At 66.7% G+C, this 12,845-nt stretch carries 11 protein-coding genes; all 11 read left to right on the forward strand.

The features are described from left to right. Positions 1 to 164: 164 nt before the first annotated feature. The 11 genes from nusA to IHE46_RS04700 all read left to right on the forward strand — a co-directional run bounded on the left by nusA (position 165) and on the right by IHE46_RS04700 (position 12,757). Complete coding sequence (nusA, locus tag IHE46_RS04650; protein ID WP_192163455.1) at positions 165 to 1,670, forward strand: transcription termination factor NusA; 1,506 nt, start codon at positions 165 to 167, stop codon at positions 1,668 to 1,670. A gap of 126 nt (positions 1,671 to 1,796) precedes the next feature. Next, positions 1,797 to 4,568 carry a translation initiation factor IF-2 gene (gene infB / locus IHE46_RS04655; protein WP_192163456.1) on the forward strand — a complete coding sequence of 924 codons (2,772 nt, stop codon included), beginning with the start codon at positions 1,797 to 1,799 and terminating at the stop codon, positions 4,566 to 4,568. Between the two features lie 200 nt (positions 4,569 to 4,768). Beyond that, positions 4,769 to 5,140, forward strand: coding sequence for a 30S ribosome-binding factor RbfA (gene rbfA / locus IHE46_RS04660; protein ID WP_192163457.1), 372 nt, complete (start codon positions 4,769 to 4,771; stop codon positions 5,138 to 5,140). Positions 5,141 to 5,151: 11 nt separating this feature from the next. Then, positions 5,152 to 6,081 (forward strand): tRNA pseudouridine(55) synthase TruB, encoded by a 930-nt coding sequence (gene truB / locus IHE46_RS04665; protein ID WP_192163458.1) that lies wholly within the window; start codon positions 5,152 to 5,154, stop codon positions 6,079 to 6,081. Between the two features lie 164 nt (positions 6,082 to 6,245). Beyond that, positions 6,246 to 6,515, forward strand: a complete 270-nt coding sequence (gene rpsO / locus IHE46_RS04670; RefSeq protein WP_192163459.1) for a 30S ribosomal protein S15 — start codon at positions 6,246 to 6,248, stop codon at positions 6,513 to 6,515. A gap of 143 nt (positions 6,516 to 6,658) precedes the next feature. Continuing rightward, positions 6,659 to 8,755: a polyribonucleotide nucleotidyltransferase gene (pnp, locus tag IHE46_RS04675; RefSeq protein WP_192163460.1), complete on the forward strand. Its 2,097-nt coding sequence runs from the start codon at positions 6,659 to 6,661 to the stop codon at positions 8,753 to 8,755. A 193-nt stretch (positions 8,756 to 8,948) separates the two neighbouring features. Then, entirely contained in the window at positions 8,949 to 10,022 is a 1,074-nt protein-coding gene (locus IHE46_RS04680; RefSeq protein ID WP_192163461.1) for a poly(R)-hydroxyalkanoic acid synthase subunit PhaE, read from the forward strand. Positions 10,023 to 10,036: 14 nt separating this feature from the next. Continuing rightward, a complete protein-coding gene (gene phaC, locus IHE46_RS04685; protein ID WP_192163462.1) occupies positions 10,037 to 11,104 on the forward strand; it encodes a class III poly(R)-hydroxyalkanoic acid synthase subunit PhaC in 1,068 nt (355 codons plus the stop codon). Between the two features lie 17 nt (positions 11,105 to 11,121). Beyond that, entirely contained in the window at positions 11,122 to 11,307 is a 186-nt protein-coding gene (locus IHE46_RS04690) for a PspC domain-containing protein (protein ID WP_192163463.1), read from the forward strand. Positions 11,308 to 11,336: 29 nt separating this feature from the next. Beyond that, positions 11,337 to 12,350, forward strand: a complete 1,014-nt coding sequence (gene mtnA / locus IHE46_RS04695; protein ID WP_192163464.1) for an S-methyl-5-thioribose-1-phosphate isomerase — start codon at positions 11,337 to 11,339, stop codon at positions 12,348 to 12,350. Beyond that, complete coding sequence (locus IHE46_RS04700) at positions 12,347 to 12,757, forward strand: GtrA family protein (protein WP_192163465.1); 411 nt, start codon at positions 12,347 to 12,349, stop codon at positions 12,755 to 12,757. Before mtnA ends, IHE46_RS04700 begins: the two co-directional genes overlap by 4 nt. Positions 12,758 to 12,845: the final 88 nt, after the last annotated feature.

The raw sequence follows: 12,845 nt of genomic DNA on the forward strand, positions 1-12,845 counted from the left end.
AGTGGATGGTCGCCTTGGGATTTCGCATTCACGGAAGGATGCAAAAGCATTGAAGAGCGCGGTCACGGAACGACTGCCTCATGGTTCCGCATTCAGGGATGAGAGCAATGGTTACTGAAAAATTACCGAGCGGTCGCCATCGGGGCGCCCATGGAGTTGCAGCAATGAGCAAAGAACTTTTGCTGGTGGTCGACGCGGTTGCCAACGAGAAGGGTGTGCCGCGCGAAGTGATCTTCGAGGCGATGGAAGCCGCGCTGGCTTCGGCCGCCAAGAAGCGCTACCCCGAGGAAGAGCCGGACATCCGCGTATCCATCGACCATGACACCGGCGACTACGAGACCTTCCGTCGCTGGGAAGTCATCGCCGACGACGGCGAGATGGAGTCGCCGTTCTACCAGCTGCGCCTGATGGACGCGGTGGACGAGCGCGCCGACGCCCAGGTGGGCGAATACATCGAGACGCAGATCGAGAACGCCGAATTCGGCCGCATCGCCGCACAGGCCGCCAAGCAGGTGATCGTGCAGCGCGTGCGCGAAGCCGAGCGCCAGCAGGTGGTGGACGCCTACAAGGATCGCGTAGGCGAACTGCTCACGGGCATCGTCAAGCGCGTCGAGCGCGGCAACATCTACCTCGACCTGGGCGGCAATGCCGAGGCATTCATCGCGCGCGACAAGACCATTCCGCGCGAATCGGTGCGCGTGGGCGACCGCGTGCGCGGCTATCTCTACGAAGTGAAGTCCGAAGTGCGTGGGCCGCAGCTGTTCGTGTCGCGCGCAGCGCCGGAATTCATGATCGAACTGTTCAAGCTCGAGGTGCCGGAAGTCGGCCAGGGCCTGGTCGAGATCAAGGGCTGCGCGCGCGATCCGGGCGACCGCGCCAAGATCGCCGTGCTGGCGCACGACACCCGCACCGATCCCATCGGCGCGTGCATCGGCATGCGCGGTTCGCGCGTGCAGGCGGTGTCCAACGACCTCAACGGCGAGCGCGTCGACATCATTCTGTGGCACGAGAACCAGGCGCAGTACGTCATCAATGCGATGGCGCCCGCCGAAGTGCAGTCCATCATCATGGATGAAGACAAGCACTCGATGGACATTGCGGTGGCCGAGGACAAGCTCTCGCAGGCCATCGGCCGCGGCGGCCAGAACGTGCGCCTTGCCAGCAAGCTCACCGGCTGGCAGCTCAACGTGATGACGCAGGACCAGGTCGCCGCCAAGAGCGAGGCCGAGCAGGAAGCCGCCCGCGCACTGTTCATGGAGAAGCTCGAGGTGGACCAGGAGATCGCCAACATCCTCGTTCAGGAGGGCTTCTCCAGCGTCGAGGAAATCGCCTACGTGCCCAGCGCCGAGCTGCTGGCGGTGGAAGGCTTCGACGAGGACATCGTCGAGGAACTCCGCGCCCGCGCCCGCGATGCGCTGCTCACCGAGGCGCTGGCCGTCGAGGAAAACATCGACGAGCACCAGCCCAGCGAAGAGCTGCTGACGCTCAAGGGCATGGACGAAGAAACGGCTTATGCGCTGGCCGCGCGCGGCGTGGCTACCGTGGACGACCTCGCGGACCAGGCGGTGGACGACCTGATCGACATCGAAGGCATGACCGAAGAGCGTGCCGCGACGTTGATCATGGCGGCGCGCGCGCCGATGATCGAGCAACTGGAGAAGGGCGGCTAACCGCGAACGGACGCGCCCCGGACGGGCGCGCCGAGGAAAGCCGAGGGCTTTCCACCACGGACGGCGGTGTTCGCGCGGTGCAGACCGTACGGACGACAAGCGCGGGAAAGGCGGAGAAACAACACGATGTCGGACATCACAATCAAACAACTCGCCCAGCTGGTGGGCAAGCCGGTCGACAAGCTGCTCAGCCAGCTTGCCGAGGCAGGCATGAACTTCTCCGATCCGGAGCAGGTGGTCAGCAGCACCGAAAAGGTGAAGCTGCTGGGTTTCCTGCGCCGCGCCCACGGCAAGAGCGAACTGGATGCGGAGACGGTCGACACCGCACCGCGCCAGGTCACGCTCAAGCGCCGCACGGTCGGTGAGCTGAAGGTCTCCACGCCGGGCGGCCGCGGTACCGCGCCCACGGCCAAGACCGTGTCCGTCGAAGTGCGCGCCAAGCGCACCTACGTCAAGCGCAGCGTGATCGCCGAGGAAGCCAGCGTCGAGCCCGAGCGCGAGGAGGCCGTGCGCAAGCTGGCCGAGTCCCGCGAACAGCGCGCGCAGGAAGAACAGGGCCGTCGCGAGGCCGAGCAGCGCAAGCAGGAAGCGCACGAGCGTGCGTTGGAAGAGCAGCGCCGCGAACAGGAGGAGGCCGAGGAACGCCGCCGTCAGGCCGAGGCGGAAGCCGAGGCTGTCGCCGAGGACGTGCCCGAAGTCGCTGCCGAACCGGCGTCCGAACCGGCCGAACCCGTGGCTGCCAGCGAGGCCACCGAAGATGCGCAGCCGGCGGTGCAGCGCCTCGACACGCGCGGCCTGGGCATGATCGTTCCGCAGGTGCATGAGCCGCGCAAGCGCGAAAAGCTGGTCAAGCCGACTCCGGCGCCGGCCCCCGCGCCCGCCCCTGCGCGCGCCGCGGCGCCCGCGGCGTCGGGCGATGCACGCAACAACAAGACCCGCCACGGCGTCCGCGAGCGCGACGACGTGCCCGGCGGCAAGCGTTTCGCCGCGGGCGAGATGCACCTGAGCGACGCCGATCGCGCCCGCCGCTCCAGCGGCAAGCGCGGCAAGCCGACCAAGGGTGCCGTGCGCGAGGCCGTGCGCGGTGGCGCGCCGGCAGCCGGTGCGCACGGCTTCACCCGTCCCACCGCCGCCGTCGTGCGCGAGGTGGTGGTGGGCGACGCCAACGTGGTCGCCGAGCTGGCGCAGAAGATGGCGGTCAAGGGTTCCGAGGTGGTCAAGGCCCTGTTCAAGATGGGCGTCATGGCCACGATCAACCAGACCATCGACCGCGATACCGCGACGCTGGTGGTGGAGGAACTCGGCCACAAGGTGATCGAGTCCAACGCCAACAATGCCGAAGCCGCACTGGCCGCGCATACGCAAAGCGTGGAGCTGGATGGCGAGAAGCAGCCGCGTCCGCCGGTGGTCACCATCATGGGCCACGTCGACCACGGCAAGACCTCGCTGCTGGACTACATCCGCCGCACCAAGGTCGCCTCGGGCGAGGCCGGCGGCATCACCCAGCACATCGGTGCGTACCATGTGGAAACGCCGAAGGGCGTGATCACCTTCCTCGACACCCCCGGCCACGCCGCGTTTACCGCGATGCGTGCCCGCGGCGCCCAGTCCACCGACATCGTGGTGCTGGTGGTGGCTGCCGACGACGGCGTGATGCCGCAGACGGCCGAGGCCGTGAAGCACGCGCAGGCGGCCAAGGTGCCGCTGATCGTGGCGCTCAACAAGATGGACAAGGCCGACGCCAACCCGGACCACGTCAAGCAGGGTCTCGGCAATCTGGAAGTGATCCCGGAAGAGTGGGGCGGCGAGACGCCGTTCGTGCCGGTGTCGGCCAAGACCGGCATGGGCATCGACCAGCTGCTCGACGCGATCTCGGTGCAGGCCGAGGTGATGGAGCTCACTGCAGTGGTCGACGGCGCCGCTTCGGGCGTGGTGATCGAATCCAGCCTGGACAAGGGCCGCGGCCCGGTGGCCACGGTACTGGTGCAGCAGGGCACGCTGAAGCGCGGCGATTTCGTGGTCTGCGGCATCGAGTACGGCCGCATGCGCGCGCTGATCGACGAGACCGGCAAGACCGTGCAGGAAGCCGGTCCCTCGATCCCCGTGCAGGTGCTGGGCCTCTCCGGCGTGCCGGAAGCGGGCGACGACTTCGTGGTGGTGGCCGACGAGAAGCTGGCCAAGCAGGTGGCTGCCGAGCGCCAGCTCAAGCGCCGCGAGACGCGCATGGTCAGCAAGGCCAACCGCCTCGAGGACATCATGGCGCTGATGGGCCAGGGTGCCGGCCAGCAGACGCTCAACATCCTGGTCAAGGCCGACGTGCAGGGCTCGGTCGAAGCGTTGCGCGAATCGCTCAGCGCCATCGGCAACGAGAACGTCAAGGTCAACGTGATCGCCGCCGGCGTCGGCGGCATCACCGAGTCCGATGCGACCCTGGCGGCGGCATCCAAGGCGCTGGTGATCGGCTTCAACGTGCGTGCCGACGCTTCGGCGCGCAAGGTGATCGACACTGCGGGCCTGGACGTGCGTTATTTCTCGATCATCTACGACGTGATCGACCAGGTGAAGCAGGCGGCTTCCGGCCTGCTGGGCGTGGAAGTGCGCGAAGAGATCATCGGCATCGCCCAGGTGCGCGACGTGTTCCGCAGCTCCAAGTTCGGCGCGGTCGCGGGCTGCATGGTGGTCGAAGGCGTGGTCAAGCGGAACAAGCCGATCCGCGTGCTGCGCGACAACACCGTGGTGTTCGAGGGCGAGCTGGAATCGCTGCGTCGCTTCAAGGACCTCGTCGACGAAGTGCGCAACGGCATGGAATGCGGTATCGCCGTGAAGCAGTACAACGACGTCAAGGTCGGCGACCAGATCGAGTGCTTCGAGCGTATCGAGGTGGCTCGCACGCTTTGACGCGGCCAGCGTCAAAGCACGCGAGCCACGCGGCCACGGATGGCCGCACGCGAAGCTGCAGCGTAAGCTGCAGCTTCGGCGGAGGTGTGACGGGCGTATGTCCGTCGCACCGAGCCAATCAAACTGCAGGATTGCACTTTGGTTGGCATAAGTAATGCGATTTTGCTCTTCGTTTTTTCTATTCGAGTCCTGATTCCTTCATGCCCTCCCGCGACTTCAAACGTACCGACCGCGTAGGCGCCGAACTGCGCCGCGAACTGGGCATGCTGGTGCATGCCGCAGTGCGCGACCATGGCCTGCCGTCGTGCAGCGTCTCGGACGTGGAAGTGACCCGCGATCTCGATTTCGCCGCGGTGTGGGTGACCGCGTTGCTGCCCGAGCAATCGGCCGCGGCGGTGAAAGCGCTGAACACGCTGGCGGGCGAGTTCCGCCGCTCGCTGTCGCGCAGCATGCGCCTGCGGCGCGTGCCGGAGCTGCGCTTCAAGTACGACGACTCGGTGGACAAGGGCGAGCGCATCGACGCGCTGTTGCGCGATGCGGGCGATGCTACGCCGTCCGACGACGAGGCGTAACCCCCGGTTCCATGCACCGCAACCGCAAGCTCCCACGCATCGCCTGGCGCGACCTGCACGGCATCGTGCTGCTCGACAAGCCGGAAGGCATCAGCTCGAGCCAGGTCCTGCAATCGGTACGCCGCCTGTTCCGCGCCGCGAAGGGCGGCCACACCGGCGCGCTCGATCCCATGGCCACCGGCCTGCTGCCGCTGTGCTTCGGCGAGGCCACCAAACTGGCCGGCAACCTGCTGGGCGCACGCAAGGCTTACCGGGCCGAATGCCGGCTGGGCGTCACCACGGCCACCGCCGATCGCGAGGGCGAAACGCTGCTCGAACGGCCGGTCCCCACGCTGGACGATGCCGCCATCGAGGCGGCGCTGGCGCCGCTGCGGGGTCGCATCGTGCAAGTGCCGCCGGCGTATTCGGCGCTGAAGCAGGGCGGTGAGCGGCTGTACCTCAAGGCGCGCCGCGGCGAAAGCGTGCAGGCGCCGCCGCGCGAGGTCGACGTCCATCGGCTGGAATTGCTATCCCGTACCGCCGACACCCTGGTGTTCGAAGTGGAATGCGGCTCGGGCACCTATGTACGCTCGCTGGCGGTGGACCTGGGCGAGGCGCTGGGTTGCGGCGCCCACCTCACCGCCTTGCGCAGGCTGTGGGTGGAGCCGTTCAGGACACCGCGCATGGTCACGCTGGCCGAGCTGGAGCAGGCTGCGGTGCAGGGCGACGAGGCCCTGCTGGCGTGGCTGTTGCCGGTAACGGCGGGGCTGGACGACTGGCCGAAACTCCAGCTGGACGAGGCGCAGAGCCAGGCCATCGCCCGCGGCCAGCCCATCGTGGTGGAGGGCGGCAGGGGGCCGCACGCGGCCTTGGCCAGCGACGGCGCCCTGTTGGCGCTGCTGGAACTGGATGCGGACGGGCGCAGCCGCATCCTGCGCGGCTTCAACCTGCCGCCGCCGTGAATTCGTCCGTTTTGCCCCGTCGCCCTTGTTGCCAAGCCCGCGCAGCCGTTAGAATAAACAGGTTATTCCGACACTTTCATCCATAGTCGAAGCTTGCGTTTGTGTCATCGCCGATGACGCAAACGCAAGCTTCGCATCGTCTTTTCAAGGAAACAGGTATCACCATGTCGCTCAACGCAGAACAGACCGGCAAGATCATCGCTGACTTCGGCCGCGTGCCGAACGACACCGGCTCCACCGAAGTGCAGGTGGCGCTGCTGTCCGCCCGCATCGACCATCTCACGGACCACTTCAAGTCGCACAAGCAGGATCACCATTCCCGCCGCGGCCTGCTGAAGCTGGTGAACCGCCGCAAGAGCCTGCTCGCCTACCTGAAGGACCGCGACCTGGGCCGTTACCAGAGCCTGATCGAGCGCCTCGGCCTCCGTCGCTGAGTTGGTTTCTGCGTTCGTCCGCGAACGCGAAGATCGAGAAGCGGCCAATCCTGGCCGCGCTGTTTGGTTGAAGCGTCCGTGCGCGGACGCGAAGATCAAGAAGTGGCCAGCCCTGGCCGCACTCTCCAAATCAGGAAATCATCGTGGCGAAAGTAACCAAGTCATTCCAGTACGGTAAGCATCAAGTCACGCTGGAGACGGGCGAAATCGCCCGCCAGGCGTCCGGCGCGGTCATGGTCAGCATGGGTGGCACCGTGGTGCTGGTCACCGCCGTGGCCGCAGCCAAGGCGAAGGACGGCCAGGACTTCTTCCCGCTCACCGTCGACTACGTCGAGAAGTTCTACTCGGCCGGCCGCATCCCGGGCGGCTTCTTCAAGCGCGAAGGCCGTCCGACCGAGAAGGAAACGCTGACCTCGCGCCTGATCGACCGTCCGGTGCGCCCGCTGTTCCCGGAAGAGTTCAAGAACGAAGTGCAGGTCATCGCGCAGGTCGTCTCGATGAACCCCGAGGTCGACGGCGACATCCCGGCCTTGCTCGGCGCCTCCGCCGCGCTGTCCCTCGCCGGCATCCCGTTCAAGGGCCCGATCGGCGCTGCCCGCGTCGGTTACGCCAACGGCCAGTACCTGCTCAACCCCGATGTCTCCGAACTGGCCGGCTCGAAGCTGGATCTGGTCGTCGCCGGTACCGCCGGTGCGGTGCTGATGGTGGAGTCCGAGGCCGAGCTGCTCTCCGAAGATGTGATGCTCGGTGCAGTGGTGTTCGGCCACCAGCAGATGCAGGTCGCCATCGACGCGATCAACGCCTTCGTGGCCGAGGCCGGCCGCAAGCCGTTCAAGTGGGAAGCACCGGCGCGCAACGACGCCCTGTTCTCGGCGATCGAGAGCATCCTCGGCGATCGCCTGGTAAAGGCCTTCGCGATCCGCGACAAGCTGGAGCGCCGCGACGCCATCGCCGCGCTGAAGAGCGACATCAAGGCCGGCATCGCCGTGACCGCCGCCTCGCACGGCTGGTCCGATCTGGAGATCAGCAACGCGTTCGTCGAGATCGAGTACAACACCCTGCGCAGCGGCGTGCTGAAGACCAAGGTCCGCATCGACGGCCGCCAGCTCGACGACGTCCGTCCGATCACGGCCCGCGTGGGCGTGCTGCCGCGCACCCACGGCTCGGCGCTGTTCACCCGCGGCGAGACCCAGGCGCTGGTGGTGGTCACCCTCGGCACCACGCGCGACGCGCAGATCATCGACGCGCCGGCCGGCGAGTCGAAGGATCCGTTCCTGTTCCACTACAACTTCCCGCCGTTCTCGGTGGGCGAGGCCGGCCGTTTCGGCGCGCCTAAGCGTCGCGAGATCGGCCACGGCCGTCTCGCCAAGCGCGGCGTGCAGGCGGTGAAGCCGTCGATGGAAGAGTTCCCCTACGTGCTGCGCGTGGTGTCGGAAATCACCGAATCCAACGGCTCCTCGTCGATGGCCTCGGTGTGCGGCTCCTCGCTGGCGATGATGGATGCCGGCGTGCCGCTGAAGGCGCCGGTGGCCGGCATCGCGATGGGCCTGGTGAAGGAAGGCAACGACTTCGTCGTGCTGTCCGACATCCTGGGCGACGAGGATCACCTCGGCGACATGGATTTCAAGGTGGCCGGTTCGTCCGAGGGCATCAGCGCCCTGCAGATGGACATCAAGATCGACGGCATCACCGAGGAAATCATGAAGGTGGCGCTGGCCCAGGCCCAGCGCGGCCGCCTGCACATCCTCGGCGAGATGGCCAAGGCCCTCAGCACCGCGCGCACCGAGATGAGCGAGTACGCGCCGCGCCTGATCACCATCAAGATCCACCCGGACAAGATCCGCGAGGTCATCGGCAAGGGCGGCGCCACCATCCGCTCGATCACCGAAGAGACCGGCGCCACCATCGACATCAACGACGACGGCACCGTGATCATCGCCTCGGTCAACCGCGACGCGGGCGAAGCGGCGAAGAAGCGCATCGAGCAGATCGTCTCCGACGTCGAGCCGGGCCGCATCTACGAAGGCAAGGTCGCCAAGCTGATGGACTTCGGCGCGTTCGTCACCATCATGCCGGGCAAGGACGGCCTGGTGCACGTGTCGCAGATCTCCAACGAGCGCGTCGAGAAGGTTTCCGACAAGCTCAAGGAAGGCGACATCGTCAAGGTCAAGGTGCTGGAAGTGGACAAGCAGGGCCGCATCCGCCTGTCCATGAAGGCCGTAGAGGAAGGCGAGGGCTGATCGCCCGAACCGTTTTGCGCGAAAGCCAAACGAACGAGGCCCGGCCATGCCGGGCCTCGTTCGTTTGCGAGGTAGTGCGGCCATGGACGGTTGCCCGTACGACCCTCGCAATCGGTGACGGCGGCAAGGCTCTCGAGCGTTTTGCGTCACATGCTTTTGCTAGGATGCAAGCACAGGCCGACGAGGGTGCGTGATGAGCGGACAGGCAGGCGATTTCATCAAGGACTGGCAGGTGCTGGCCCAGCAATCCTGGGATGCCTGGTTGCGCCAGTTGCAGCCGTCCCCGGTCGTCGCGCCATCGCCGCCCGGCAACGAGGCCTTCGAGCGCACGATGGCCGGCCTCAAGGGTTGCTTCGACTGGATGCAGGGCGTGGCTGCGGCCGGCGCCAGCCAGCCCAATGCGGACTGGCAGACCCTGCTGCGCGCCTGGGCGGGTTCCGGCAACCAGCCGTTCACCCAGGCCTTCAACGGCATCGACAACGCCGCCGCGCAGGGCTTCGTGCAGCAGTGGCAGGCGTGGCTGCAGTCGATGCAGGGCGGTGGCTTCCCCATGCCGCTCACGGCTGGCGGTCCGGTGCCGGGTTTCGGACTGCACCGCGAGCAGATGCTGCAGCAGCAGGAACTGGCGGCGGCGATGCAGGCTGCGCTGGAAGCGAACGCGCGCTATCAGGAGCTGATCCAGCGCGCGAACACGCAGGGTCTGGAGCGACTGCAGGCGACGCTCGCCAAGCGCGATGCATCCAGCGCGCCGATCGAATCGCTCAAGGCGCTGTACGACCTGTGGGTGGATGCGGCCGAGGACGCCTATGCCGAGATCGCCTTGTCCGATGAATTCCGCGCGGCCTATGGCGAGATGGTCAATGCCCAGATGCGCGTGCGCCAGATGCAGCAAAAACAGACCAGCCAGCTATGCCGCGAACTGGGCGTTCCCACGCGCGAGGAGGTCTCGTCGCTGGGCGAGCGGCTGCAGCAGCTGCGCCGCGACCTGCGCAAGCAGGGCGATGGCGAGGCGGCCGACGAAATCCTTGCGCTGCGCCGTGAAGTGACGGCACTGCGTCGCGAATTGGCCGAACTGGCTGGCCGCCCGGCGCACGCGCAAGCGGCTGCGGGCAAGTCCGCGCGTCGCGAAGAGGCAGCGCCCAAGCCCGTGCGTGCGAAGGCTGCCCCGGCCAAGACCGCTGCCAAGCGCGCCAGTGTCGCCGCGACGAAAAAGGCGCCTGCTCGTGCCAAGGCCACCGCTTCCACCAGCCGTTCGCGCAAACGCTGACAGAGAGAGCCTCCATGGATACCCCGCTCCATCTCGACCCCGCGCGGCTGATGCAGGAAATCGGCACGTTCCAGCGCAAGCTCAGCGCCGGCATGGGCCATCTGCGCGGCATGAGCGAACCCGCCTACGCCAACACGCCGCGCGAGCTGGTGTATGCCGAGGACAAGCTCAAGCTGTGGCACATGAAAGGCGACCGCGCTCCCAGCACGCGCACCCCCACGCTGATCGTCTATGCCCTGGTCAACACGGTATGGATGACCGACCTGCAGGCCGACCGCTCGCTGGTGCGCAACCTGCTCGCGCAGGGCGAGGACGTCTACCTGATCGACTGGGGCTATCCCGACGGCGCCGACCGCTGGCTGACGCTGGACGATTACCTCAACGGCTACCTCGACCGCTGCGTGGATGCATTGCGCAAGCGCCATGGCCTCGACGCCGTCAACCTGCTCGGCATCTGCCAGGGCGGGGCGTTCTCGCTGTGCTACAGCGCGATGCACCCGGAGAAGGTGAAGAACCTCGTCACCATGGTGACGCCGGTGGATTTCCAGACGCCGGACAACATGCTCTCGCACTGGTGCCGCGCGATGGACGCAGACCTGTTCGTCGACACGCTGGGCAACGTGCCGGCGATGCTGATGAACTGGGTCTACCTCACGCTGAAGCCGGTGCGTCTGAACCAGCAGAAATACGTGGGCCTGGTGGACATCCTCGACAAGCCTGCGGAGCTGGAGAACTTCCTGCGCATGGAGCGCTGGATCTTCGACTCGCCCGACCAGGCCGGCGAAGCCTTCCGCCAGTTCATCAAGGATTTCTACCAGGGCAACAAGCTGGTGAAGGGCGGCCTGGTCATCGGCGACCGCGAGGTGGACCTCGGCATGGTCAGCCATCCGGTGCTGAACATCTACGCCGAGCAGGATCACCTGGTGCCGCCCGACGCCTCGCGTGCGTTGAAGCACCGCGTGGGCACCAACGACTACACCGAGCTGGCGTTCAAAGGTGGCCACATCGGCATCTACGTTTCCGGCCGTGCGCAACGCGAAGTGCCGCCGGCGATCCACCAGTGGCTGCGCGCACGCGACTGAACCTGACAGGAGCCACCATGGAAAAACGTCTCTATCGTTCCCGCCAGAACCGCACGCTGGCCGGCGTCTGCGGCGGCATCGCCGAATACCTCGGCTGGGATCCCACCATGGTGCGGGTGGCGTGGATCATCCTCACCCTGCTGGGCGGATCGGGCATCCTGATCTATCTGATCTTCTGGCTGGTGATGCCGGAAGCACCCTGAATCTCCCGTTCCAATACACGAAGTTCTCCATGGATTACGACCGTTACGACCGCGTCCGCGCCGTGCAATGGCGCGGCGACCACCTCCGTTTGCTCGACCAGCGCCTGCTGCCGCAGGAGGAGCGCTGGATCGAATGCCGCGATGCCTCCGCGGTGACGCAGGCCATCAAGGATCTCGCCGTGCGCGGTGCGCCGGCCATCGGCATTGCGGCAGCGTGGGGTGTGGCGCTGGCCGCGCAACAGTGCGGCTCGCTGGACGCCGCGCTGGCGCAGTTGCGCGCGGCACGGCCCACTGCGGTGAACCTGATGTGGGCGCTGGACCGCATGAAAGCGCGCATCGCCGCAGGTGCCGATGCGCAGACGCTCGAGCGCGAGGCTCAGGCCATCCAGGACGAAGACCTGGCCGCCAACCGCCACATGGGCAGCCTCGGCGCGGCGCTGATCGCGCCGGGTTCGGGCGTGCTCACCCATTGCAACACCGGTTCGCTGGCCACCGCAGGCTTCGGCACGGCCTTGGGCGTGATCCGTGCGGGCGTGGCGCAAGGACGCATCGCCCGGGTGTTCGCGGGCGAGACGCGGCCCTGGCAGCAGGGCGCGCGGCTGACCATGTACGAATTGGTGCGCGACGGCATTCCCGCGCAGCTGATCGCGGATTCGGCCGCTTCGCACCTGATGAAGTCGGGTGCGGTGCAATGGGTGATCGTGGGCGCCGACCGCATCGCCGCGAACGGCGACACCGCGAACAAGATCGGTACCTACCAGCTTGCCATCGCAGCGAAGCACCACGGCGTGAAGTTCATGGTGGCCGCGCCGTCTTCCACGGTGGACATGGCCACCGCCTCGGGCGAGCACATCGAAATCGAATTGCGCGATCCGGCCGAGCTGCTCGCCGTCGGCGGAAGGCGCGTGGTGGTGGAAGGCGCCGAAGCCTGGAACCCGGTGTTCGACGTGACGCCGTCCGACCTGATCGATGCCATCGTCACCGAGCGTGGCGTGATCGAGCGACCGACCGAGGCCGCCATGCGCGCGATGTTCGGCGCATGAAGCTCAGCCGCGAACTGGTGTTGTTCACGATCGGCGGCGCCATCGGCTTCGTGGTCGATGCCGCGATTCTGCAGGCGCTGGTGTCGTTGTGCGGGGCCAACCCGTATATCGCGCAGGTCTTTGCCTTTCTCGCCGCCGCCACGGTGACGTGGTGGTGGAACCGCAGCCACACCTTCGCGTCGCGTTCCAGCGGCCGTTCCTTGCTGGGCGAATGGCTGCACTGGATGGCCCTGATGGGCTTCGGCGCCGTGGTCAATTACGCCGCTTACGCAGGCTGCCTGCTGCTGTTTCCGTCCTGGCACCGCTGGCCCGTGCTGGCCGTCGCGGTGGGTTCGGCGGTAGCCGCCGTGGTCAATTACGCCAGTGCTCGGCTGATGCTTTACAAGAAGCCCAAAGAGCGCACGTAAGTCATTGAATTGAAAGCGCGTTTTGCTTTGTCGAAATGCGCGTCTGTGTTATGATCCCAAGATTGCGCGAGAGGCTTCGGCGCAGCAC

Source organism: Rhodanobacter sp. DHG33 (assembly GCF_014843005.1).
In the GTDB taxonomy this organism is placed as follows: domain Bacteria; phylum Pseudomonadota; class Gammaproteobacteria; order Xanthomonadales; family Rhodanobacteraceae; genus Rhodanobacter_A.

Coding starts and splice junctions, on each gene's coding strand:
- nusA (WP_192163455.1), top strand. CDS start 165: ATGAGCAAAGAACTTTTGCTGGTGGTCGACGCGGTTGCCAACGAGAAG.
- IHE46_RS04680 (WP_192163461.1), top strand. CDS start 8,949: ATGAGCGGACAGGCAGGCGATTTCATCAAGGACTGGCAGGTGCTGGCC.
- IHE46_RS04690 (WP_192163463.1), top strand. CDS start 11,122: ATGGAAAAACGTCTCTATCGTTCCCGCCAGAACCGCACGCTGGCCGGC.
- rbfA (WP_192163457.1), top strand. CDS start 4,769: ATGCCCTCCCGCGACTTCAAACGTACCGACCGCGTAGGCGCCGAACTG.
- truB (WP_192163458.1), top strand. CDS start 5,152: ATGCACCGCAACCGCAAGCTCCCACGCATCGCCTGGCGCGACCTGCAC.
- phaC (WP_192163462.1), top strand. CDS start 10,037: ATGGATACCCCGCTCCATCTCGACCCCGCGCGGCTGATGCAGGAAATC.
- rpsO (WP_192163459.1), top strand. CDS start 6,246: ATGTCGCTCAACGCAGAACAGACCGGCAAGATCATCGCTGACTTCGGC.
- mtnA (WP_192163464.1), top strand. CDS start 11,337: ATGGATTACGACCGTTACGACCGCGTCCGCGCCGTGCAATGGCGCGGC.
- IHE46_RS04700 (WP_192163465.1), top strand. CDS start 12,347: ATGAAGCTCAGCCGCGAACTGGTGTTGTTCACGATCGGCGGCGCCATC.
- infB (WP_192163456.1), top strand. CDS start 1,797: ATGTCGGACATCACAATCAAACAACTCGCCCAGCTGGTGGGCAAGCCG.